General features: G+C 60.5%; 20 protein-coding genes and 1 tRNA gene. 14 read left to right on the top strand and 7 right to left on the bottom strand.

Going from position 1 to position 22,225, the window contains the following annotated elements:
• Positions 1 to 15: 15 nt before the first annotated feature.
• Positions 16 to 453: a GNAT family N-acetyltransferase gene (locus EI290_RS09015; RefSeq protein WP_125428888.1), complete on the bottom strand. Its 438-nt coding sequence runs from the start codon at positions 451 to 453 to the stop codon at positions 16 to 18.
• A gap of 246 nt (positions 454 to 699) precedes the next feature.
• Complete coding sequence (locus tag EI290_RS09010) at positions 700 to 1,806, bottom strand: PhoH family protein (RefSeq protein WP_125428886.1); 1,107 nt, start codon at positions 1,804 to 1,806, stop codon at positions 700 to 702.
• 185 nt (positions 1,807 to 1,991) lie between these two features.
• Here EI290_RS09010 and EI290_RS09005 point away from each other — a divergent pair, with 185 nt between their 5' ends.
• From EI290_RS09005 to EI290_RS08990, 4 genes are all read left to right on the top strand, one after another.
• The gene (locus tag EI290_RS09005; protein ID WP_125428884.1) at positions 1,992 to 2,762 is read left to right on the top strand and encodes an SAM hydrolase/SAM-dependent halogenase family protein; all 771 of its coding nucleotides are present in this window, start codon (positions 1,992 to 1,994) and stop codon (positions 2,760 to 2,762) included.
• A gap of 179 nt (positions 2,763 to 2,941) precedes the next feature.
• Positions 2,942 to 3,238, top strand: coding sequence for a putative quinol monooxygenase (locus EI290_RS09000; protein ID WP_125428882.1), 297 nt, complete (start codon positions 2,942 to 2,944; stop codon positions 3,236 to 3,238).
• A 68-nt stretch (positions 3,239 to 3,306) separates the two neighbouring features.
• The gene (locus EI290_RS08995; RefSeq protein ID WP_125428880.1) at positions 3,307 to 3,849 is read left to right on the top strand and encodes an iron-sulfur cluster co-chaperone HscB C-terminal domain-containing protein; all 543 of its coding nucleotides are present in this window, start codon (positions 3,307 to 3,309) and stop codon (positions 3,847 to 3,849) included.
• Between the two features lie 25 nt (positions 3,850 to 3,874).
• Positions 3,875 to 3,956, top strand: a tRNA-Leu gene (locus tag EI290_RS08990).
• Between the two features lie 58 nt (positions 3,957 to 4,014).
• Here the strand turns inward: EI290_RS08990 and aspA are convergent.
• On the bottom strand, positions 4,015 to 5,421 hold the full coding sequence (gene aspA, locus EI290_RS08985; protein ID WP_125428878.1) for an aspartate ammonia-lyase: 1,407 nt from the start codon (positions 5,419 to 5,421) through the stop codon (positions 4,015 to 4,017).
• A gap of 188 nt (positions 5,422 to 5,609) precedes the next feature.
• Entirely contained in the window at positions 5,610 to 6,494 is an 885-nt protein-coding gene (locus EI290_RS08980) for a hypothetical protein (RefSeq protein ID WP_125428876.1), read from the bottom strand.
• Between the two features lie 237 nt (positions 6,495 to 6,731).
• Between EI290_RS08980 and EI290_RS08975 the strand changes: the two genes are divergently transcribed.
• The 10 genes from EI290_RS08975 to EI290_RS08925 all read left to right on the top strand — a co-directional run bounded on the left by EI290_RS08975 (position 6,732) and on the right by EI290_RS08925 (position 17,862).
• Positions 6,732 to 7,715: a fasciclin domain-containing protein gene (locus EI290_RS08975; RefSeq protein WP_125428874.1), complete on the top strand. Its 984-nt coding sequence runs from the start codon at positions 6,732 to 6,734 to the stop codon at positions 7,713 to 7,715.
• Positions 7,716 to 7,772: 57 nt separating this feature from the next.
• On the top strand, positions 7,773 to 9,380 hold the full coding sequence (locus tag EI290_RS08970; RefSeq protein WP_125428872.1) for an alpha/beta fold hydrolase: 1,608 nt from the start codon (positions 7,773 to 7,775) through the stop codon (positions 9,378 to 9,380).
• Between the two features lie 219 nt (positions 9,381 to 9,599).
• Positions 9,600 to 9,953 carry an S-adenosylmethionine decarboxylase family protein gene (locus tag EI290_RS08965; RefSeq protein WP_125428870.1) on the top strand — a complete coding sequence of 118 codons (354 nt, stop codon included), beginning with the start codon at positions 9,600 to 9,602 and terminating at the stop codon, positions 9,951 to 9,953.
• Positions 9,950 to 11,287 (top strand): DUF4178 domain-containing protein, encoded by a 1,338-nt coding sequence (locus EI290_RS08960; protein WP_125428868.1) that lies wholly within the window; start codon positions 9,950 to 9,952, stop codon positions 11,285 to 11,287. Before EI290_RS08965 ends, EI290_RS08960 begins: the two co-directional genes overlap by 4 nt.
• A 19-nt stretch (positions 11,288 to 11,306) precedes the next feature.
• The gene (locus EI290_RS08955; protein ID WP_125428866.1) at positions 11,307 to 11,498 is read left to right on the top strand and encodes a hypothetical protein; all 192 of its coding nucleotides are present in this window, start codon (positions 11,307 to 11,309) and stop codon (positions 11,496 to 11,498) included.
• Between the two features lie 270 nt (positions 11,499 to 11,768).
• Positions 11,769 to 11,984: a DUF350 domain-containing protein gene (locus EI290_RS08945; protein WP_125428863.1), complete on the top strand. Its 216-nt coding sequence runs from the start codon at positions 11,769 to 11,771 to the stop codon at positions 11,982 to 11,984.
• Positions 11,977 to 13,548, top strand: a complete 1,572-nt coding sequence (locus tag EI290_RS08940; RefSeq protein ID WP_125428861.1) for a polyamine aminopropyltransferase — start codon at positions 11,977 to 11,979, stop codon at positions 13,546 to 13,548. The genes EI290_RS08945 and EI290_RS08940 overlap by 8 nt, the downstream gene beginning before the upstream one ends.
• A 197-nt stretch (positions 13,549 to 13,745) precedes the next feature.
• Positions 13,746 to 15,392 carry an NAD(P)-binding protein gene (locus tag EI290_RS08935; protein ID WP_125428859.1) on the top strand — a complete coding sequence of 549 codons (1,647 nt, stop codon included), beginning with the start codon at positions 13,746 to 13,748 and terminating at the stop codon, positions 15,390 to 15,392.
• Positions 15,393 to 15,548: 156 nt separating this feature from the next.
• Positions 15,549 to 16,739 carry a carboxypeptidase-like regulatory domain-containing protein gene (locus tag EI290_RS08930; protein ID WP_221766246.1) on the top strand — a complete coding sequence of 397 codons (1,191 nt, stop codon included), beginning with the start codon at positions 15,549 to 15,551 and terminating at the stop codon, positions 16,737 to 16,739.
• 52 nt (positions 16,740 to 16,791) lie between these two features.
• Positions 16,792 to 17,862, top strand: a complete 1,071-nt coding sequence (locus EI290_RS08925) for a hypothetical protein (RefSeq protein ID WP_125428855.1) — start codon at positions 16,792 to 16,794, stop codon at positions 17,860 to 17,862.
• Positions 17,863 to 18,020: 158 nt separating this feature from the next.
• On the opposite strand, the gene EI290_RS08920 is transcribed toward EI290_RS08925, so the two are convergent.
• The 3 genes from EI290_RS08920 to EI290_RS08910 all read right to left on the bottom strand — a co-directional run bounded on the left by EI290_RS08920 (position 18,021) and on the right by EI290_RS08910 (position 21,429).
• Positions 18,021 to 18,299: a hypothetical protein gene (locus EI290_RS08920; RefSeq protein ID WP_125428853.1), complete on the bottom strand. Its 279-nt coding sequence runs from the start codon at positions 18,297 to 18,299 to the stop codon at positions 18,021 to 18,023.
• Between the two features lie 144 nt (positions 18,300 to 18,443).
• The gene (locus EI290_RS08915) at positions 18,444 to 19,364 is read right to left on the bottom strand and encodes a DUF6929 family protein (protein ID WP_125428851.1); all 921 of its coding nucleotides are present in this window, start codon (positions 19,362 to 19,364) and stop codon (positions 18,444 to 18,446) included.
• A 16-nt stretch (positions 19,365 to 19,380) separates the two neighbouring features.
• A complete protein-coding gene (locus EI290_RS08910) occupies positions 19,381 to 21,429 on the bottom strand; it encodes an RICIN domain-containing protein (RefSeq protein WP_125428849.1) in 2,049 nt (682 codons plus the stop codon).
• Positions 21,430 to 22,225 lie beyond the last annotated feature (796 nt).

Genomic DNA, 22,225 nt, shown 5'->3' with positions numbered 1-22,225 from the left:
AGTGGCTGAACAGAGCTATGGCCTCTGCCACACCATGCGGTAGTGCTCAATGCCGGCCTCCCAAAACGCTGCGTCCACCTTTCTAAAGCCGTGCCGCTCGTAGAAGCGCACGGCGGCCACCTGGGCGTTCAGATACACCTCAGCGGTGGGGTGGGCCGCCTGCACGTCCCGAAGCACAGCCTTTAAAAGCGCCTCCCCCACCTGCTGGTTGCGGTACTCGGCCAGCACGGCAAAGCGCTCCAGCTTTACGCCCTGCTCGGTGCGGCGCCAGCGGGCAGCCCCGCAAAACGTGCCATCCCCGGCCCGGGCTAGGTAGTGGGTGGCGTCGGTGTGGTCGTGGGTGTCGTGCTCCAGCTCGGCCGGTACGTTCTGCCCCAGCACGAATACCGTATGGCGAATTTCCAGGGCAGCAGTTAGCTCCTGAGCTGTTGTTACGCGGTGGGCAATGGCCATATACTCACAGATTACGCGGATTTTAAGGCAGATTTCGCAAATGTGAGGCGGGCTGCAACAGGTAGCTACCGTCTCGGATGGAGTGGCAAACATACAGCCATCTACCCCAGCGCGCTACCCTGGGTATCCTACAACAAAAACGGCCACTTACCTGTGGCCGTTTTGCTGGGTTATGCTCCAGGCAATACATCTTGTTTACCTGCCTAAATCCGCGAAATATGCGGTAAAATCAGCGCAATCTGTGATTTATTGCTCGTGGTTCACAGGCAGTTCCCGGGTGCCATCGTCTTCGCGGCGGGCGTCGGGGTGCTTACTGGGGTCGTGGTGGGCAATTTCATCCTGACGGCGCTGGTAGCTGGGACGATACTCCCGCACCGGGCGGTTGGCCTGGTCCTTCTGCTGCTGCACATCAAACTTATCGTAGGCCTGCACAATCTGCTTCACCAGGCGGTGGCGTACTACATCATCCGCTGTCATTTCCACAAAGCCGATGCCGTTTACCCCTTGCAGAATATCCAGGGCCTGAATCAGCCCTGATTTTTGCTTGGTGGGCAGGTCAATCTGGCTCCGGTCGCCGTTCACCATCACTTTGGCATTGGGGCCCATGCGGGTCAGGAACATCTTGAGCTGCGAAGGCGTGGTGTTCTGGGCCTCATCCAGCAGCACGAAGGCATTGTTGAGGGTACGGCCGCGCATGTAGGCCAGCGGGGCAATTTCGATGGTTTTGTTTTCGAGGTAGAACTTGAATTTCTCGGGCGGGAGCATGTCTTCCAGCGCGTCGTAAATCGGGCGCAGGTAGGGGTCCACCTTCTCTTTCATGTCGCCGGGCAGGAAACCCAGGCTTTCCCCGGCTTCTACTACGGGCCGGGAAATGATGATTTTCTTAACCTCCTTGTTCTTGAGTGCCCGCACGGCCAGGGCCACCGATATATAGGTTTTGCCCGTACCGGCCGGCCCCAGCGCAAATACTAGGTCGTGGCGCAACACAGCATCCACCAGCCGCTGCTGGTTGGCGGTTTTGGCCTTAATCACGCCGCCCTTGGCCCCGAACAGGATAACGTCGGGTGAGGCGGCCATCCGGGCTTCATCCAGGTCCTCATCAGCCGACGATAAGAACTGGCTGACGGTTTTATCGGTAATCTGACCGTACTGGTGGTAATGCTCCAGCAGCGCCGACAGAATATCGTTGATGCGGCTGATGACGGCCGTTTGGCCCTGAATCTTGATTTCGTTTCCGCGGGATATGATTTTACTGCCCGGAAAAGCAGCCGCCAGCTGGCGGATGTTTTGGTTATCGGGTCCCAGGAATTCAACCAGGGACACATTTTCCAGTGTGATGATTTTTTCGACCAAACCGAGGGAATTTAAGAAGGAAAGAGGGAAGCCACAGGTCCCGTCTGGAACGACTCAGGCGCTTACAACCAATAAACAACCCGCTCCGACAAATCGTTGCGGCTGCCTGTTCGCAGCAAAACGCCTACTTTTGCCGCCCCTGCTGGGGGCTTGGCAATAGTACGAATAACTCTCAATTTCCGGTCATGGGCCTGATTACGTTTCTGTCCGATTTTGGCTACCGCGACCATTATGTGGCAGCCGTGAAGGCCCGGATTCTGCAGTTGGCTCCGCAGGTGCCCGTGGTGGACATCACTCACGGCATCGAGCCCTTCAATATCGCCCACGCGGTGCACGTGCTGGGGGCTGTGTACCAGGATTTTGCCCCTGGCACTGTACACTTGGTTGGGGTAAACGACCTGGGCTCACCGAAAGCGGCCTGGCACGCGGCCCGGTTCCGGGAGCATTTTTTCGTATCCGCCGATAATGGCCTGCTCCCTTTACTCTGCGACGGCACTCCCGACGAGCTGGTGATAGTGGGCTCCGACCACGCGGCCACCTCCTCCCCCACCCGCGACCTGCTGGTGCCCGCCGCCGTGCACCTGGCCCAGGGTGGCGCCCTCGCCGAACTGGGCCCCGCCACTACGGAGGTGTATCAGCTGCTGAACCGCCAGATGCGCCTGCAGGACAACCGTATTACCGGCCACGTCGTGCACGTGGACCATTACGGCAACCTGATTACGGATATTTCCCGCACCGCCGTGGAGGTGGTGGGGCGCGACCGGCCCTGCACCATTCACTTTGCCCGCGAAACCGTGCGCGAAATTGTGCCCCATTTTCAGGCTGCCGCGCCGGGAGAGGCCGTATGCATTTTCAACAGCCAGGACCGCCTCTGCATCGGAATTAACCAGGGAAATGCCTCCGAACTACTAGGACTTCATTTCGATTCGCAGATTGACGTCCGGTTTGTAGGCTGAGGCTTCGTTTCCCGTTGGTTGTTTTGGCAATAGTTGATTTTCAACGGACCCCATCGTACCGAGTGTGTATTTCACCGCGAAATATTGCGAGAAATGAACTGGAACGGTGTTCTGCGGCCCCTGAAACCACAACGGCCCCGAAAGCGAGAAACCACAACGAACAACCCAAAAACTGAAGCATGTTGATCCGAATTGTACGCCTGACGCTGGAGCCGGCGCGGGTGCCGGAATTTCTGAAGCTTTTCCAGGACACGGAAGACCAGATTCGGCAGATGCCCGGGTGCAGGTTCCTGGAGCTGTGGCAGGACGCCGACCAGCCGAACGTGTATTGCACTCACAGCCATTGGGATTCGGCGGCGGCTTTGAACACCTACCGTCGGTCGGCGCTTTTCGGGCAGGTGTGGCCAGCCACCAAGGCCTTGTTTGCCGCCCCGGCAGTGGCCTTTTCCGTACATCCGGCCGTATTACCAGTCTAGCCAACTGTATAGCGGGTGGCAACAACGCGCACCTGCTGCTGTCCTGTACTTTTTTGTTTTCTGCCCTGATGTCTGTTTCCGCTGACTACTTTGAGTTTTACCAGCTACCCGAGTCCTTCCGGCCTGATGTTGCCGAGCTAAAACGGCAATACTACGCCCTGAGCCGTGCATATCACCCTGACTTTCATGCCACTGAAAGCCCTGAGCGGCAGCAGGAAATCCTGCAACTGGCCACGCTCAACACCAATGCCTACCGTACTCTATCCGATGCGGACCTGCGCATGGCTTACATTCTGGGACGTCATGGGTTGCTGGAAGAAGGCAAACAGGAGCTTCCTGCCGATTTTTTACTGCAAGTCATGGACCTCAACGAGCAACTGATGGAGTTGGAATTTGAGCCTGATTCAGCCGCTGCTGCCCGAGTAGAAGCCGACGTCAACTCCCTGACCAACACACTGGAAGCTGGTATCGAACCTGTGCTGGCCGGGTACGAGGGGTTGCCCGCCGACGCCCGCCCCCAGGCCCTGAAACAAGTACAGACGTATTACTTGAAGAAGCGCTACCTCTTGCGCATCCGCGAAAGTCTGGCTAAGTTTGCACCCCGTTCCTGAACTACCGGCAAGAACGGCTCAAAATGCCCGGATGGCGGAATCGGTAGACGCGTCGGTCTCAAACACCGATATCGAAAGATGTGCCGGTTCGACCCCGGCTCCGGGTACAAACAGAGAGGCCCCGCTCAGTTGAGTGGGGCCTCTCTGTTTGTGGATACCGCTTGCTTACTGCACAAAGCTGGGCCGGATCAGGTTTTCGAAGGTGAAGATTTCATCCCACTTGGCCTGAGTGAGCAACTGGCGTTCCGTTACGGCAATATCGTGCACCGATTTACCGGTTTTCAGGGCTTCCTTAGCAATTTCAGCAGCAGTTTCGTAGCCCAGCACCGGGTTTAGCTGCGTCACAATGCCGATGCTGTTACGAACCAGACTTTCGGCGTGCTCCTTATTGGCGGTGATGCCCACCACGCACTTCTCGCGCAGAGTGCGGCAGGCGTTGGTCATGTAGCTGATGCTGGTGAAGAGGGCAAAGCTGATGACGGGCTCCATCACATTCAACTGCAGCTGCCCGCCTTCGGCGGCCATGGTCACCGTTAGGTCAGCCCCAATCACGTAGAAAGCTGTCTGGTTCACCACTTCCGGCACCACGGGGTTGACTTTGCCAGGCATGATACTGGAACCGGGCTGCAAGGGTGGCAGGTTGATTTCGTTGATACCGCAGCGCGGGCCCGAGGACAACAGGCGCAAGTCGTTGCAAATTTTGCTCAGCTTCACCGCCGTGCGCTTCAGCACCCCCGAAAGCTGCACGTAGGCTCCGGTATCGTAGGTGGCCTCAATCAGGTCGCCGGCCAGGCTCAGGTCCAGGTCAGTGATGTCGCGCAGGTACCGGGTTACGAGGTCGGCGTAGCCGGGGGGGGCATTTACGCCGGTGCCAATGGCCGTGGCTCCCATGTTGATTTCGCTGATGAGGCGGCGTGAATCTTCAATGCGTAGCAGCTCTTCGCGCAGGTTGGTGGCAAAGGCCCGGAACTCGTCGCCCATGCTCATGGGCACGGCGTCTTGCAGCTGGGTACGGCCCATTTTCAGTACGTTACGAAACTCCTCCCCTTTCGCGGCAAACGAGTCGGCCAACTCCCCCAACACTTGGCTGTAGCCCACCAGCTTGTTGCTGAGAGCAATGCGGAAGGCCGTGGGATAGGCGTCGTTGGTGCTCTGAGAGCAGTTGACGTGGTTGTTGGGGTGGCAGAACTCGTACTGCCCCTTCTGATGGCCCATGATTTCGAGGGCCACGTTGGCTAGCACCTCGTTGGCGTTCATGTTCACAGAGGTGCCGGCCCCGCCCTGAATCATATCCGTCAGAAACTGGTCGTCGAACTCCCCGGCCGCCACCCGGTCGCAGGCCTGGGCAATGGCCTGGGCTATTTCCGGCTTCAGTACACCCAGGTCGCGGTTGGCCAGGGCCGCGGCCTTCTTCACGTAGGCCAGCGCCTGCACAAACAGCGGCTCCACTTTCAGCGGGATACCGGTGATGTGAAAGTTCTCCAGCGCCCGCAGCGTCTGGATGCCATAATATACATCGACGGGAATTTCACGCTCACCCAAGAAATCGTGCTCAAGTCGGGAAGTAGTCATGCGGCGGTAGAAGTCAGAAGTGGGAAATGAGGGCGAAAGAAGGCGCGAAGGTAACGGCCCCGGCCGAACCGGGTAAGGACTGTACTGCATCGGGCCGCTTGGGGTTAACAAAAAAGCCTCTCCGGTAAGCGGAGAGGCTTTTTTGTTACGCATACCAGGTTTATGCGCCAGGCCGGCGGACCGCAGGGCTAGAAATTATACGCCAGTCCGCCGGTTACGCCCGTGGATTTGCCCACGTTGCGGCCCGACACGTAGGTGCTGGCGCCCAGTACCAATCCAAACCCCTGGGCCAACGGACGAAATACGCTCACGCCCAATCGGGTATAATCAACCCGGGTGGCAGTGAAGTCCCCATCGAAGCCCGGCTGCAGGATATCGGTGCCAGTGCTGGCCGACTGCTGAAAAGCTGCCCACCCATCTACATAGAAGCGCGGCCCCGCGTAGCCGACTTTGGTTTCAGCCACGAAGGCGTTGGGCACCCGGCCCGACCGGAGGCTGTAGCCAGCCTGGCCGGTGAAAAACACGCCCGAAGCCGTTTGCAGTTGCGCAATACCTAACGTAGAAACTTTGGTAGCCCGGTTGCCAATGGCAATGATATACTCCAGGCCCTGCTCCGACTTATAGTTGCTGACCGGCGTGCTCAGGCTGGCTACTCCCAGGAGGTTCAGGAGGCTGCTGCCCAGCTCAGTGGAATATACTTTGAATTTCAGGAGACCGGAAACATCCTGCAGCCCTTCGCGCACATTGGTGTAGGGCGAGTTCTGCGTTACGAGTGGATCGGCATTGCCTTCCGAACGCACATAGGGCAGACTGAGCACGGCCTCAATCTTATCGGTGATGCCATAGTTGGCATAGAGGCTTACGGAACGCACATTGATACGGCGAAAAATGGGCACCTGATCAACTTTTTCCGGCACCAGATACACGCTCTCGTACCACTCCTGTGTACCTGATATTGACACCGACCCGTGCTTCCGGCCCGACATAAAGCCGCTGCTCAGGCTCTGGGCCTGCGTGACAACGGTGCTCATCAACAAAATGGCCCCGATGGGCGAGAAGTAACGGTAGTTCATCGAAGAAGAAAAGGTTGGTGCCTGAAAAAGGAGTAGACTGACGCGAATGAGAAAAATACAAAATTCAGCAAATTCCCAAAACGGGAAAATAATTTCCCACCCGCTTGGCAGCACCTACGAAAACAATTATTCGTTCGGTTTGCGGATTAGATAAATCCGTTGAACTTTTGTTCTCGTTAGTATCGGGGCTCAGTTGCAAAAGTAGCTGGGGAAACCGTATAAAACGCATCAGGTTTTATGAAAAAACTGTTTTACAACTCTTTACCCCTGCTTTTTGGCGGAATGATGCTGCTGGGCGGCTGTGGCAAAGATCGGGATGCAGCACCATCTATTGCCAGCATCGCTGTGGCCAATGACGACTTCCAGCTATTAGAAGACGCAGCAGTGCGGGGTGGGGTAGCCGGCGTGCTATCCAATAAGAATCCAAACGATGCTAGCGGTAACTACACCGTTTTCGCTCCTAACAATGCCGCATTTGCCCGGCTTGGCTTCCGGGCGGCCCCGGATCTGGCCAGTCTGCAAACTTCTTTTTTGACCAACACGCTCCTCTACCACGTCTCGAACGGCGACCTGCCTGGCTCCGCGCTTACGCCAGGCGCCACCTCGGCGTCGGCGCTGGGCGTGAGCCGCCGCTTTATCGACCGGGGCGGGGTGCGCTACATCAACGGCTCCCGCATTCTGGCCACTGATGTAAAGGCCGCCAACGGCACCGTTCATGTGGTGGATAAGGTGCTGCTGGCTACTGGCCTCGATATCGTGCAGTCGGCTATTGCCCTGAAGGATGCCAAGGTGTTTACCAAGCCGGAGCTAAGCTTTTTGGTGGAAGCCGTGGTGTACGCCGAACTGGTGGGGCCACTTTCGGCCTCGGCGGGCAGCCCCCAGCTCACCGTATTTGCCCCCACCGACCAGGCCTTCCGCGACCTGGGCACCCTGCTGGGCGTCCCGCTGAACGTGCCGGCCGACATCCGGCGGCTACCTAAGGCTACTGTGCAGGCCGTACTGCTTAACCACGTGGTGCCCGGTGGCAAGTTTACCTCGGAGCTGCCCGAAAACACCACTGTAACGCCGCTGGGTGGTTCTCCCCTGAAACTCGGCGCGTTTACCGATGGCGTGCTGACGGTACAGGGCAAGAGCAACACCGCCCCCGCAGCCATGGTTATTCCGGATGTGCAGTGCGTTAACGGTACCGTGCACGTTATCAACCGGGTGCTGCTGCCTTAACCCTTCGGTATAGCTGGCGGTAACATTTACACTTTTAGGGGTTGAGTATTAAGGTATATGCGGGTTGAACAAGTTGGTAAAGCGCTGTACCAGAGCTACTGGCCGGTAGTGTTGCTGGGCCTGTTGCTGCTGGCTCCCGGGCTAGTCAGCGCGCAAGTACTGAACAAGTACAGCCTCGAAGGAGAGTGGAAGGGTCCGTTGCCGGTGCCCGGCGGCAGCCTGCCCATCCAGGTTATTGTGACGGAATTGGCCAGCGGCAACCGGTTTGCCGTGCTGAACGTGGTGCCCCAGCGCATCAACCGTATCCCGACGGCCGTGGCCCAGAAAGGCGACACGGTGCTATTTGTAGCGGAGGAAGTAGGCTGCCGGTTTGTGGGCGTACGCACCCCCGATGGGCGACACCTGGCCGGTACTTGGACCCAGCCGGGCTTCAAAGCGCCCCTCACGCTGGAGTTTATTCCACCCCCTCCCAGCGCACCCAAAACGTTTCGCTTTCCGCCCCCCTACCGGGTACAGGAGGTAAGTTTCCGCAATGAAACTGATAAAATAACGCTCCAGGGCACCCTGACCATTCCGGCCGGCCAGGGCCCATTTCCGGCCGTCGTGCTGTTGTCTGACTGGGGGCCGCAAAACCAGGACGGGCAATACGGCTCATATAAACTGCTGGGAGGGCTGGCCGACCACCTGACCCGGCGCGGTATTGCGGTGCTGCGCTTCCACGACCGGGGCGTGGGCCAGTCGGGCGGGCGTACGGAGCTGGCCAGCCCCGACGACCGCACGCGCGACGCCCAGGCCGCATTGGCCTTTCTGCGGGCACACTCCTTGGTTGACGTGCAGCACACCGGCCTGATTGGGCACGGCGAAGGGGGAAATGTGGCGCTGCTGGCGGCCGCCCGGCCACTACCTCCCGCTTTTGTAGTGGCGCTGGCCGCCGCCGGGTTGCCCGGCTCCGATGTGCTGAGCGTGCAACCCGGGCTGGGCCAGCCCCCGGCCGTGGCCGACACTTTGCTCAGCAGAGCCCTACGGGACCAGCAGCAGCGGGCCGCTACCATTCAGCAGCAGGTAGAAAAAATGCGGGCCGACGGCTCGAATGCCGCCCAGATTCAAATTTACCTCGACCAGCAGTACCTGCGCCAGAAAGCAGAGGAGAAGAAGCGCCTGGATGCCTTGGCCAAAGCGCAGCGGCCCGTGCTGGAAATGGTGCGCCAGATGCCCGACGACCTGGCTGCTCAAGCCCTGGTTATCAACATGCTCCGCGAAGCCCACCCCAACCAGCCCGATTCTACCTACCGGGCCGGCGCAGTTCGTCTGACCAGCCCCTGGACCCGCTCCTACCTGCGCTTTTACCCGCAGCGGGAGTTGGAAGCCGTGCAGTGCCCGGTACTGCTGCTGCACGGCACCGACGATTTGCTGGTAAATGCGGCGGCTAACCTGAGCGCCCTGGAAAAAGGCCTGAAAGGCAACCGCCAGCTACAAGTGCGCCGCCTGGATGGCCTCAATCATCTGTTTCAGGCTCCCATCACAGAATGGCCCTTGCTCGATGGGCAACCCTCACCGGTCGTGGCTTCGGCTGCCCTGGACGCAATGCGTACCTGGATACAGGCGCTGGTGCCATCTAACAAGCCCACTACCGCGCCTGAGGGCCGGCAAGGTGCCAAGAACTAATCTTAGAGCACCTGCTCAGCCGGCCCACCAGAAACGTCTTCCGGACCCATTCGGAGCAGCTTTTTTGAAGACCACCGAGTAGCCTGAGCAATCCTGTTTCGTTTACCAACATCCTGCCGCGCTGTTGCAAGGGCGTTGTTTTGATACCGGTTGCCCCCTGCGTAGTATTGCTACCGGATGCGGCCGTGGATGGACTGGCTGCTAGGCTTGTCTATATCAATGAATTCTTACGCTCCGGGCCTGCATATTCTGGCCACGTTTACTGCCTCCGCCGGCGCTCTGCGTGATATGCCGGCCTGCCAGGCTTTTTTTGATGCCCAGGTGGCCGCCCAGGAGCTTACGGCGGTGGGGGCAGCTTACCACGCCTTTCCGACCGGCGGCTTTACGGCGGTGGTGGCTCTTACCGAGTCGCACCTGAGCATTCATACCTGGCCCGAGCACGGACTGGCTACCTTCGACGTGTTTCTCTCCAACTTCCGCCGCGACAACGCCGACCGGGCCCGGGAGCTGTACGCCGCTACTTTGGCTTTCTTTGGGGCTACCGAGCAGAGCATAACCGAAGTTCGCCGATGAGCCAGCCCGCTAGCCCGGCCCCGGCCGCCGTCTGTTGCCCTGAGTGCAGGCACGAAGTCCGCTACTACGACGCCGTGCACAGCGCCTTTTTTGGGTGCCCGCACTGTCGCACGTTATTTGAGTACCCCGAAACCGGAGCTCCCAAAAAGCTGCGCAAGTTTCGGGATATACCCGGCCAGCAACCGGTGCTGGCGTTGGGCAGCGTGGGCCGGCTGGAAGACAAAGCCTACCGCGTAACGGGCTATATGTGGCGCTGTGAAGCCAAAAACGCCTCTTACCGCTGGGAGGAGTTTCAGCTGCGCGAGGAAGGTAGCGGCAGCTACCGGCAGCTAGCCGTGTTTCAGGGCCATTGGCTGCTGATTACGACCACCGAGGAGCAATACCGCGTGAGTACAGAGGGAGTACTAGAGGCACCGGATACCGATTTTCGCCTCTACAACCGGTATTCTCCCCGCATCCTGTACGCCGAGGGTGAATTCGACTGGAACGTGCTGGCCGACGAGAGCCTGACAATTTCTGAGTACATCAGTCCGCCCCTGATGCTGGTGCGGGAACGGCAGAATAAGAACTACAACCACTGGTTCAAGGCTCGCCACCTTGAGCCGCAGGAGGTGGCCGAGGCCTTCGGGCTGCCCCCGGAGCAGCTGCCCTACCGCAGCGGCGTAGGCTCGGCTCAGCCCGCTCCCGGCGAATCGGCGTGGCCCGCGTTGCGCACTTTTTCCCTGCTGATGGCCCTGCTGGTAGTGCTTACTCACGTGTACCTGGTGCTATGGGGCAACGAAAGAGTATTTAACCAGCAATTCACGAGCGAGGTGCCCGTAACTACCGATACGGCTCAGGTTGGCCTGCCTATTACCGGTGCCACGCAGGAGCGGCAGCCACTGGTGTCGCCGTCCTTTACGGTGCCGGGCACTGGTGCCCTTACCGTGAAACTTTATGGGGAGGTAAATAACACCTGGGTAGAAGTGCCGTTCACCCTGGTAAATGAGCAAACCGGCCAACAGTTTGCTGGTACCAGTAGCCTAGAATACTACTTTGGGGTAGAAGAGGGCGAAAGTTGGAGCGAAGGCACCAAGCAGCAGGAACTGCTACTAAACATGGTACCTGCCGGCCGCTACCACTTGAACTTCTACCCCATTACCGACCCGGTTAACAACTTCGGCATCGTGTTTCGGGCTACCGTGGAGGCCCGCGCTACGGCCGGTTCCAACGCGGTGCTGGCCTTGGTGGTACTACTGCTGTATCCGGGCATCCTGTACGTCCGGCGGATTCTGCACGAACGGGGCCGCTGGGAAAGCAGCGACTTTAGCCCCTATGCCTCCTCCGACTCCTGATTTCCCCTTATCAACTGCTATGGACTGGCTTCGCTCCCTCTGGAAAATCCGCTTTTACGCTCTGTTCGCGGCCCTCACCTACGGCGGCTTCGTGTGGGCCGGCCTCTCGGGCCTGCGTCTGCTCGGCGACGACAATGAGCAGGAGCCCAACCTCAACGGTACCGGCGGCTCCCACGGCTCCGGCGGCCGCGCCACGTATTTTCACAAGTGAGTTGCTAGTTATTGGTTGTCAGTTAGTGGTTGTTGGTTGCCAGTTGAACGTCATTCCGCGCCTGCGAGAAACCTCGCTGCTTGTAGCGCTGGACACTGGTAACCAGTACGCAAAGGCCCCGGCGAAGCATTTCGCCCGCTGATGTCAGGATTACTACCACAACCTCAGCACGCGAGATTTCTCGCAGGTTCGGAATGACGTTCAACTGACAACCAACAACCAGCAACTGGCAACCAAAAACTAGCAACCGGCAACTTAAAATCATTCCCCATGGAATATCTCAACTTCAAGCTCATTGCCTCTTCCGTTATTTACTCGGTGCTGGGGATTTTTATCCTGGTTATCAGCTTTGTGGTGATTGAGAAGCTCACGCCCCGGATGCTCTGGAAGGAGATTATCGAGGAGCACAACACGGCGCTGGCCATTATGGCGGCGGCGTTTATGATTGCTGTGGCCCTGATCATCAGTTCCGCCATTCATGGATAAAGTGCCCGTGCGCCGGAAGCGGCGGCCGGCTCTCGGGCCGGCCACCGCCCCAACGGATTACCGCTCGGCGCTACTGCTGGGCTCCGTGTTTGTTATTGCCACCTGTGGCCTGATTTACGAGCTGATTGCGGGCACCTTGGCCTCCTACCTGCTCGGCGACTCGGTGATGCAGTTTTCCACCATCATCGGGGCCTATCTGTTTTCGATGGGCATCGGGTCCTGGCTGTCGCGCTACCTGGGCGGCTCGCTGTTGCGGTGGTTTATCCGGCTCGAAATTCTGGTGGGGCTGGTGGGTGGCTTCTCGGCCCCGCTGCTGTTCGTGCTGTTCGAGTACGTGGTGTCGTTCCGGCTGATTCTATACGCGCTGGTAGGCCTTACGGGCGTGCTGGTGGGGCTGGAAATTCCGCTGCTGATGCGGATTCTGGAAAACCGCTTCGAGTTCAAGGACCTGGTTTCCCGCGTGTTCACCTTCGACTACATCGGGGCGCTGCTGGCCTCACTGGTGTTTCCGCTGGTGCTGGTGCCGCAGCTGGGTCTCATCCGTACGTCGTTGCTGTGCGGGGCGCTGAACGTGGTAGTGGCCGGCGTGGCCTTGTACCGCTTCCCCGAAACCAGGCCCTTCCGGCGCGACCTAACCGGGGCGCTGGTGGCCTCTTTGCTGGCTCTGGGGGTGGGCTTCGGCTACGCTGAGCGCATCCAGACCTACACCGAGGGTATGGCCTTCCAGGATCAGGTGATTTACTCCAAAAGCACCACCTACCAGCGGCTGGTGCTCACCAAAAATCAGCGGGAGCTGCGGCTGTTTCTCAACGGCAACCTGCAGTTCAGCTCCCTCGATGAGTACCGCTACCACGAGGCGCTGGTGCACCCGGCCATGCAGGCCCTGCCCCGGGCCCGGCAGGTGCTGGTGCTGGGCGGCGGCGACGGCCTAGCAGTGCGTGAGCTGCTGAAGTACCCGCAGCTCCAGCGCATCCGGCTGGTGGACCTTGATGCGGGCATGACCCGGCTGTTTCAGCGCAACGAGATGTTGCTAGCCCTCAACCAGCGTGCGTTGCTTCAGCCCAAAGTCCAGGTCATCAACGGCGACGCCTACCAGTGGGTGCGCCAGGACACCAGCCGCTACGACTGCATCGTGGTGGATTTTCCCGACCCCGGCAACTACTCCATCGGTAAGCTGTACTCGGCCGCGTTTTACCGGGCCCTGGAGCAGCGGCTGGCCTCGGGCGGCTGGGTGGTGGTACAGAGTACCTCGCCCTACGTGGCGCGCCGCTCGTTCTGGTGCGTGGCCCACACCCTGCAGGCTGCCGGCTTCACTACCCTGCCCTACCACTGTTACGTGCCCTCATTCGGGGAATGGGGCTTCGTGCTGGCCGGCCGCAACGCCCACTGGCGCCCCGATGCCGGCCCCCTTCCCGCCGGCCTGCGCTACGTGACGCCCGCCACCATCCGCGACATGCGCTACTTCCCGCCCGACATGAGCGAAATCCCCACCGACATCAACCAGCTCAACAACCAAGCCCTGGTCCGCTACTTCGAAGATGACTGGGGCCCCTACGTACACTGATTCGTTGTTAGTTGCTCGTTATCAGTTGTTTCTTTCATCCTGAGCTTACGAAGGACCTTAGCACGATAGAACGACCATCGTTTTTAAATCTCGTGCTGACACAATAAGGTCCTTCGTCCTCGCTTGATGCGCGACATGCTCAGGATGACACCAACAACTGATAACGAGCAACTAACAACTAACAACGAAAAAACAACTTGCCTTCCCGTCGTCATTTTCTTCACCAAGCCGCACTGGGTAGCGCGGGGCTGCTGCTGGCCCCACTGGCGGGGCTGCACTCGTGCGCGCCGGGCACCGGACGCAGCCACATTCGGGGCAGTATGCACGGGGCCAACCACGCCACCGGCCACCTGCTGCGCAACGTGGCGGCGCTGCCGACCCCCACCCGCACCGAGACGGTGGAGGTACTGATTATCGGCGGGGGCGTGGCGGGGCTTACGGCGCGGCGGGAGCTGGAACGGCAGGGCGTGCCGCCGGCCCACATCCTGCTGGTGGAGCTGGACGAGCAGCCCGGCGGCAACTCCCGGGCCGGCCGCAATGCGGCCTCCACCTACCCCTGGGGTGCCCACTACCTGCCCGTACCCGACGTGCGCAACCATGAGCTGCTGGCGTTTCTGCGCGAAGCCGGCGTCATTACCGGCCACGACGCGGCCTCCGGCCTGCCCGTGTACAACGAGTACCACCTCTGCCACGACCCCGAGGAACGGCTGTTTGTGCAGGGCCACTGGCAGAGCGGGCTGGTGCCGGAGCTGGGCGTGCCCCCGGCCGAAAAGCAGCAGATTGCCCGGTTTTTTCAGCTGATCGAAGAGCTGCGGCAGGCCCGCGGTCAGGACGGGCGCGACGCCTTCCGGATTCCGGTACAGGAGTCGTCCGAAGATGAGCAGTTCCGCCGCCTCGACGCGCAGCCGTTTGCCGCCTGGCTGGATGAGCAGGGCTTCACCAGCCCCTACCTGCGCTGGTACCTCGACTACAGCTGCCGCGACGACTATGGCGCTACGGCCGCCCAGGTATCGGCGTGGGCGGGGCTGCACTACTTTGCCGCCCGCAAAGGCCGCGCCCACAACGCCACGGCCGCCGACGTGCTGACCTGGCCCCAGGGCAACGGCTTCCTGGCCGAGCAGCTGCGCCGGCAGGTTACCTCCCCCCTCCGCCCCAATACCGTAGCCTACGCCCTGCACGACACGCCCACCGGCCTGGCCGCCGACTGCTTCGACGTGACCACCCGCCAGACGACCCGGGTGCAGGCCCGGCGCGTGCTGCTGGCCACCCCGCAGTTCATCACCGAGCGGCTGCTGACGTCCTTGCCTGCCTTGGCTCAACGGCCTCTGCCCTGCCACCGTGCCCCCTGGGTGGTGGTGAACCTCACGGTAGAGGGCCTGCCCCAGGGCCCCGGCCAGCCCCTGAGCTGGGACAACGTGCTTTACGGTACCGAATCGGTGGGCTACGTGAGTGCCCGCCACCAGGGCCTGAGCCTTTCGGCGGCGGGGCCGCAGGTGATTACCTGGTACCTGCCCCTAGCAGCCGCCAACGCCGCTACTGCCCGCCAGCAGGCTTATCAGACCAGCTACGACGAGTGGGTGCGCCGGGCGCTGGCCGAGCTGGAAACCGCCCACTCCGGCCTCACCCCTCTGGTACAGCGCGCCGACGTGTGGGTGTGGGGTCATGGCATGATAGCCCCCATGCCCGGCTTCGTGTGGGGCACTGCCCGCCAGGCTGCCGCTCGGCCCTGGCAGAATAAAATATTCTTCGCCCACACCGATCTGAGCGGCATATCTATATTTGAGGAAGGCTTTTACCAGGGTTTACGCGCCGCCCGAGAGGTGCTGGCCGCCAGACAAGACTAAATGTCAGGTTCCATCCAGGCTTTTACGAACATTTCGTATTATTACGAAATGTTCGTAAATACATTCAAACGACTGCCCCAGAACGAGACTCATCTTATCCGGGCAGGATGTACTGGGCTGGTAGGATGCCTCCTGCTGCTACTCCTGGCTACTCCTATGTGGGCGCAAAGTACGCTCAGCGGCAGTGTGCTTGATTCTGTGACGAACAAGCCGCTGGCTTTCGGCACTGTATTTCTGGCCAACACGACGCTGGGCGTTACCACCGATGAGGCCGGCCGCTTCACGTTTGCCCGCGTGCCGGCGGGTAGCTACGAGGTGGTGGCTTCCTATATCGGGTATGGGTTGCGGCGGCAGGCAGTGACGGTGAACGGGACTGCGCAGCAACTCACTTTCCGGCTGCCGCCCACGGCCAACGCGCTGGGCGAAGTGGTGGTGCGGCCCCGGCCTAACCGGCCCGAGGATTACCAGAAATTTACGGAGTCGTTTCTAGGCAGCACCACCTTTTCGGCCCAGTGCCGCATCCGCAACCCCGCCGCCGTGCGGGTGGAGTACGATGCGGAGCGCAACGAGTTAACAGCCACCTGCGACGAGTTTCTGACGGTTGAAAACCGGGCGCTGGGCTACCGGATTCGCTACTACGGGCTCGATTTCCGGCAGAATTTCGCGGAGGGCTGGATTGCGTTTTACGGCTCGCCGGTGTTTGAGCCTATTGCCACCCGCTCGGGCCGGCAGCAGCGCCGCTGGGAAGCCAACCGGCAGCAGGCCCATCGGGGCTCCCTGCCCCACTTTCTGCGCAGCACTTATGAAAACCGGGTAGCAGAGGAGGGCTTCCGGGTGCAACGGCTGCGGCGCCGGCCCCACCCCGGCCGCGCCCGCGCCGACAGCCTGCTGGCCCTCATGCGCGCCCAGCCCTACGAGGCCCGGGTGGTAGATGACCAGACGTTCAGCGACTCGCTAATGCGTCTGAGCCGGGTGCCGCGCCAGGTGGAGTACCTGTTCACTCAGCCCCTCACGGCCCCCGATTTCAGCCAGCGCCCACCCGCTGCCACCACCGTGCAGCTGTCCTTCCCCGATTTACTGGTGGTGGAATACGCCCAGGAGCCGGCCGATCCGGCCTACGTGGCCTTTACCGCCCGCCATTCCGCCCTGGACCAGACGCTGCCGGCCGGGCTGGGCAAGCAGTCCTCGGTGCTACACCTGCAACGGGCCCAGGTGCCGCTGCAACCCAACGGCCTGCCCGAAAACCCGCTGGACCTGGTGACGGAAGGCTACTGGGGTTTCGAAAAAATGGGTGAATTCCTGCCCGTAGACTACCGCCCCCCGACCCAACCCTCCGGCAGCCGCTAGCCCACCCGAAACCATTACTTTCGGGGTAGCTCTGCTGCCTGCTGTTTACCCTATGCCTCCGTTTGCTGTTCCTGCGCGTACTTCTTTCTCTCAGCCCTGGATTCGGTCGGTGGGGTTTGATGGGCTCTGGATTCTGGGGCCGCCCTTCTTGGCACTGCTGGTGGTAGCGGCGCTGCCATCGGCCTTTCATAACTCCACCCGGATGCCGGTGTGGGCCTGGGTAGTGCTGGTGGTGCTCATTGATGTGGCGCATGTGTACAGCACGTTGTTTCGCACGTACTTCGATGCCCAGCGCCGCCGACAGTTTCGCACGGTGCTTTGGGTGGTGCCACTAGGCTGCTATGCAGCCGGAGTGGCACTCCATAGCTTGGGCGGGGGCCTGTGGTTTTGGCGGATACTGGCCTACGCCGCAGTTTTCCACTTCATCCGCCAGCAGTACGGATTTTTACGGCTGTACAGTCGCCTGGAACCAACCACCTCCCGTGTTAGCCAACGCTTGGATACCTGCCTGGTTTACGCAGCTACTCTGTACCCGCTCCTGTGGTGGCACCTCTCCAGGCCCCGCAATTTCACCTGGTTTGTTGCGGGCGACTTCGTTCAGTATGACTGGCCCGGTGGCCGTGCCCTGCTAACGGCCTGCTACGTGGGGTTGCTCGGGCTGTATGTACTAAAGGAAGGCCGGCAATGGTATTGCACGGGCTACGTTAACTGGCCCCGGAATCTGTTGCTGCTCGGTACCGTTACTTCCTGGTATGCAGGCATTGTATTGCTCAACGGCGACTTACCCTTCACCCTGCTCAACGTGGTGGCACATGGGGTTCCGTACCTGGCGTTGGTTTGGGCTACCAGCCAGCCGGCACCCAGCGTACGGCACCGCACGTGGTGGCAGGGCCGGTATGGAGTAGCTTTCTTTCTGGCACTGCTAGCTGCCCTGGCCCTATTGGAAGAAGGCATCTGGGATGGACTGGTCTGGCGGGAGCACGCTACCGTGTTCGGCTGGTTCCAGCAGCAGCTGCCGACCGTATCCAGTTCCTGGGGCTTGGCAGTGCTGGTGCCGCTGCTAGCGCTTCCGCAAGCCACTCACTACGTACTGGACGGGTTTATCTGGCGCCGAAGCCGCTGAGCCTTACCCAACGGCTTTTCTATACTGTAGAACGTTATGCTGAGCGGAGCCGAAGCATCTCTACCGAGGGCAATATTTTAGCATTGCAACGAAGCGGGAGAGATGCTTCTACGGGCTCAGCACGACGTTCTACTGTAAGTCCCTCTAAATGTGCCTGCTTACGCGGCTTTGGCCACCGGAGGCACTACCTGAGCGTCCAGAATCTCCACCACGAAGCCTTGCTCGGGCGAGTATGTTTTGCGGTAGGCAAGCGTGAGGAGTCGGCCCCGGGACGAGGTAGCCGTAGTAGAACAGATTTCTCCGTAGGCCTTCTCCTTTTCCAGGAAAGGCCGCAGCTGCTGAACAGTCTGTAAAAACTCGGCGGGCAAAATGCCCTGCTGCTCCTGCAGCGTAACGGCACTAACGGGGTAAAGAAAACGGGTGGCAAACAAGATCATACGAGGTGGCTTGGGTAGCATACAGGCAGGTTTTTCATCCCGAAAAACCAGTGCCCGAAAAACACTCCCTGCCGCCATTTAATTCCCTGACCAGCTGGCGTAACCGGGCTTATTCCTTCCTGCCCCAAGCGGGTCGCGGGCAGCTTACATAGTTAGCTCTACCGTGACGGCGGTGGAGCCGCCCGCATCATCATCCGTCACCAGCAGCAGCTCGTAGTGGCCGGCCGCCAGCGGCCGCAGCACCGCTACTCCCTCCACCTTGCCCCGGTACGGCCGGCCATCGGCCCAGGCCAGTTGGGCCAGGGTAACGGGTACTACCGTGCGGTGCCCGGGGCTGCCTAGCTGCAGCACGCCCACAAAGGAGCCCAACACAGCTCCATCCAGCACAGCATCCTGGGTATCTTCCACCGAGGCCGTCACAAATACCTGCCCCGCACCCCAGCTTGCGCCCGAAAACCCGGCGGGCTTGCCGTCGATAACGGGTAATTCGAACAACTGCCGATGCACGGCGGGTAGCTGGGTGGTCTGGTGGTGGAGGTAGGCCCAGGTAGCCGCCAGTGGCAGCCGGAACAGCATGTTGCCGCTGGCCGCCCCCACCGTCCGCTGAAACAGCAGCAACTCAGTTTCGGTGGCGGTGGCTGCCTCCAGGTTCAGCACAATGCCACTGGGCAGCAGGGCACGCAGGGCCGTGTACAGGCCACTGAGGCCCAGCGGATACACCGTACCGGCTCCTGAGCCAGCTACCGGCAGCGGCACCCAGAATCCTTGTTCTCGCAGGGCAGTAGCCCCCGAGCCCAGCACCAGCAATCCGGTTTCGCCGGCCGGTGTGGTAAGCGCCGTTAAGCACTCCAGGTCCAGCTTTACGTCTTTCGGAATCCGGCCCGAGCTGAAGTGCGCGGTTTCGAACAGCGCCGTGCGGCCACCGCCGGCCAGCGTGGCAGCATTCAGCTGATACAGAAAGGGCGAATCGTCGCCGATGATGTAGGCCACCTCCTGCACGATTTCCACCCCGGAAGCCGAGGGCAAATCCAGCAGCTGTAGTTCCCGGCGAATCAGAGCACGCATAACTTGCTGAAAAGGGTTACTTCACGATGGTAAACTCTACCCGACGGTTGAGTTTACGGGTTTCTTCCCGGTCGTTGGCGGCGCGTGGGCGGCTGCCCCCGTAGCCTACCGTGCTGATGCGGGTTTCCGCCACGCCGCGGGTTACCAAATAGCGCTTTACTTCGGCCACCCGCTCTTCGGAGAGCTTCACGTTCAGGTCGGCCCGGCCCTGGTTGTCGGTGTGGCCTTCCAGCCGGATGTTTACCGTGGGGTTATCCTGCAGGGTGCGGGCCAGGCGGTTCAGCTCGGTGTAAGAGGCCGGGAGCAGCGTGAATTTGCCCTGCGCGAAAATCAGCGTGGGCAGTTCCAAACTAGAGCCCACGGCGGCGGGCACCAGCGTCAGCTCTACGCTGCGCGAGCCAGCCACCCGGATGGTGTCGGTGGCGGTCAGGTAGCCGGGGCGAGTAGCCTGCAGGCGGTAGCGGCCGGGCGGCACCGAAAACTGATAGGCACCGGCCGAGGCATCGGTGCGGGCGGTGGCGTTGAACACGATGTTTTCATCCAGTCGCATGATTTTCACCTCTGCTACCAAAGGCTTGCGCGTTTTGGCATCCAGGGTAGTACCCGTTAGCAGGGAACGGGCTGCCACCACGGGCGCTACGGGCTCGGTGGGGGCTGGCCTGGTCGTATCGGGGGCAGGCAGCACGCCGGTGGGCGTCCGGAACAGGTCGGCGGGTCCGTTGGCCGTGCGCGAGGAGGCGTAATAAGCCTGCTTGCCGTCGGCCGTCAGGCTGAGGTAGGCATCGAAGCCGGGGCCGTTGAGGGGGGCACCCAGGTTGCGGGGCTCCGTCCAGCGCGTCCAGGTTTCGTCGAGGCGGGTGGTCACAAAAATATCGGCACTGCCGTAGCCGGCGTGGCCGTAGGAACTGAAGTACAGGGTTTTGCCATCGGGGGCCAGCCAGGGCGCAAACTCAAACCCCGGCGAATTCACCACCCCGCCCAGGTTGAAGGGCTCCGTCCAGAGGCCATCAGTGGTGGGGCGGCTCACGTACAGGTCGTTGGCCCCCTGCGAGTCGCCCCGCTCCAGGCTCAGCAGCAGGATCTGCTCGTCGGAGGTCATGAAAAACGAAGTGGCCGGGCCAGCTGAGTAATAGTTGGCCACTTCCACGGCAACGGGTTTACTGTTTTTGCCGGTGGCCGCCCGCTCTACCCGGCTCACGCCCTCGTCCCGAAACGTGCCGTCGCGCTGGTAGTCGCCGCGTACCAGCAGGGTGCGGCCGTCGTGTACCACGGCCATTACTCCATTGTTCTGGGTGGTGTTCAGGGCATCGAGGCGGGTAGCCGGGGCCCAGGTACGGCCGTTGTTGGCCGAGGTGCTCATCCAGATGTCGCCCGATTCGGTAACACCCTCCTTGTTGCCGCTGTAGCGGGTGCGGCTGAAGTAGAGGGTAGCACCATCGGGCGAAACCACGGGCTGCAGCTCGTTACCGGTAGTAGTGTTCAGGCTCAGTAGTGGCTCGGGCGGGCCAAAGCCAGGTTGGGTGGGGTCCACGTTCAGGCGCAGTTTAAAGAGCTTCCACTGTTGGGTCGCGCGGTTCTGCACCCGCTGGCCAACTACCGGCGTACCATTAAACTTATCGGCCGCGGCCAGGGCAGCGCACTTATCGTTGCCCCGGCTAATGAGCATAAAGCTGCCCAAGGGGCCCGAGGGCACTAGCTTCCACTGCTGGTAGAAGCTGCCGGTCCAGGGGCGCTGCACCAGGGGGGCATTCTCGTCAGGCTTTTCCAGCGTGAGGCACTTACCACTGTGACGCACTTCCACCCGATAAAAATCACTGCCTTTAGCGGCCGGCACAAAGCGCCACTGCTGGCTGTTGGCGTGCGTAAACTCCCACTGCACGGTGGCGGCCCCAGCTTCGGCCGAGGCATTAGCCACATCCAGGGAGCGGCCACTGCTGCGCGCTACTACCCCGTACCAGGCATTTTCGTCAGGAATAAAGGCCGTTTGAGCACGCCCCGGAACAGTAACCCACAAACACAGCAACACTATCCACGGCGCCGTGGCGCGAACCAGCAAAGTAATCATGCACGCAAAACGGATGAACCGGGGCGCAAGTTAGGCGAAATGCCGGGCCCGGTGCCGGCCAGCACGCAAAAGGCGCTGCCTTCCCTAACGAAAGTGCAGCGCCTCTTAGTACGAAAGCCTATACCATAAGCTCCTACGCAACCACGGCCGCCAGCCGTCTTGCTCAGGATAATTATTCATGCACGAGCTATGCCCTAATTATTATTAATGTACTTGAACCGTACAAACCGGTCGTTTTCGTAGATGGCCGTGAAATGTCCGCCGGCCTGTTTGGTTTCGGTTCTGCGCTCTGCAGGCCGATGGGTGCTGGTTGTGGTTGGTACGGCTGGATAGGTACCGGGAGCCATGCCGGGTACATGGCAGATGAAGGAGAGGATTTTTGATGGCATGGTCTGCTTTTCGTTAGGGGTTAAACGTTTCGACACGGCTGCAAAGTGAGGTGAAAGAGGAAATGACTGAAACAGAGCTTGGTAATGGAGCTATTGGTTGATGTAATATAAAGATATTATCATTTGATTGAACGATGCTAAGGTATATTTTTTACCCTATATAAGTAAATAAGTAGCAGCCCTGATTTTTACCTCCGTACCAGTACGGATATACCCCTTCCGGCCCCAAGTGAGCTTACCTCGGTTTAGCCCTACTAAACTGCTCGTATTGCGCCCGTAGCCTACTTCAGCAGCCGGCCTGCTCTTGTGCATGGCTACACGCTTCCCCCGGCTCAGTGCTGCGCCCTGTTACTACTACCCCAGACAACCACACGGCGGCGGCCTACCCTACTCCCACTATAAACCAG

Origin of the sequence: Hymenobacter metallilatus (assembly GCF_003944705.1) — a bacterium.
In the GTDB taxonomy this organism is placed as follows: Bacteria; Bacteroidota; Bacteroidia; order Cytophagales; family Hymenobacteraceae; genus Hymenobacter; species Hymenobacter metallilatus.
This window is presented reverse-complemented; position numbering and strand designations above follow the sequence as displayed.

What these genes read in the sequence shown, in the direction of transcription:
- EI290_RS08915 (WP_125428851.1), bottom strand. Translation starts at nt 19,364, where the DNA reads ATGCGTGCTCTGATTCGCCGGGAACTACAGCTGCTGGATTTGCCCTCG.
- EI290_RS08965 (WP_125428870.1), top strand. Translation starts at nt 9,600, where the DNA reads ATGAATTCTTACGCTCCGGGCCTGCATATTCTGGCCACGTTTACTGCC.
- EI290_RS09015 (WP_125428888.1), bottom strand. Translation starts at nt 453, where the DNA reads ATGGCCATTGCCCACCGCGTAACAACAGCTCAGGAGCTAACTGCTGCC.
- EI290_RS08995 (WP_125428880.1), top strand. Translation starts at nt 3,307, where the DNA reads ATGTCTGTTTCCGCTGACTACTTTGAGTTTTACCAGCTACCCGAGTCC.
- aspA (WP_125428878.1), bottom strand. Translation starts at nt 5,421, where the DNA reads ATGACTACTTCCCGACTTGAGCACGATTTCTTGGGTGAGCGTGAAATT.
- EI290_RS08920 (WP_125428853.1), bottom strand. Translation starts at nt 18,299, where the DNA reads ATGATCTTGTTTGCCACCCGTTTTCTTTACCCCGTTAGTGCCGTTACG.
- EI290_RS08960 (WP_125428868.1), top strand. Translation starts at nt 9,950, where the DNA reads ATGAGCCAGCCCGCTAGCCCGGCCCCGGCCGCCGTCTGTTGCCCTGAG.
- EI290_RS08940 (WP_125428861.1), top strand. Translation starts at nt 11,977, where the DNA reads ATGGATAAAGTGCCCGTGCGCCGGAAGCGGCGGCCGGCTCTCGGGCCG.
- EI290_RS09005 (WP_125428884.1), top strand. Translation starts at nt 1,992, where the DNA reads ATGGGCCTGATTACGTTTCTGTCCGATTTTGGCTACCGCGACCATTAT.
- EI290_RS08955 (WP_125428866.1), top strand. Translation starts at nt 11,307, where the DNA reads ATGGACTGGCTTCGCTCCCTCTGGAAAATCCGCTTTTACGCTCTGTTC.
- EI290_RS08970 (WP_125428872.1), top strand. Translation starts at nt 7,773, where the DNA reads ATGCGGGTTGAACAAGTTGGTAAAGCGCTGTACCAGAGCTACTGGCCG.
- EI290_RS08930 (WP_221766246.1), top strand. Translation starts at nt 15,549, where the DNA reads ATGTGGGCGCAAAGTACGCTCAGCGGCAGTGTGCTTGATTCTGTGACG.
- EI290_RS08975 (WP_125428874.1), top strand. Translation starts at nt 6,732, where the DNA reads ATGAAAAAACTGTTTTACAACTCTTTACCCCTGCTTTTTGGCGGAATG.
- EI290_RS08910 (WP_125428849.1), bottom strand. Translation starts at nt 21,429, where the DNA reads ATGATTACTTTGCTGGTTCGCGCCACGGCGCCGTGGATAGTGTTGCTG.
- EI290_RS08980 (WP_125428876.1), bottom strand. Translation starts at nt 6,494, where the DNA reads ATGAACTACCGTTACTTCTCGCCCATCGGGGCCATTTTGTTGATGAGC.
- EI290_RS08945 (WP_125428863.1), top strand. Translation starts at nt 11,769, where the DNA reads ATGGAATATCTCAACTTCAAGCTCATTGCCTCTTCCGTTATTTACTCG.
- EI290_RS08925 (WP_125428855.1), top strand. Translation starts at nt 16,792, where the DNA reads ATGCCTCCGTTTGCTGTTCCTGCGCGTACTTCTTTCTCTCAGCCCTGG.
- EI290_RS09000 (WP_125428882.1), top strand. Translation starts at nt 2,942, where the DNA reads ATGTTGATCCGAATTGTACGCCTGACGCTGGAGCCGGCGCGGGTGCCG.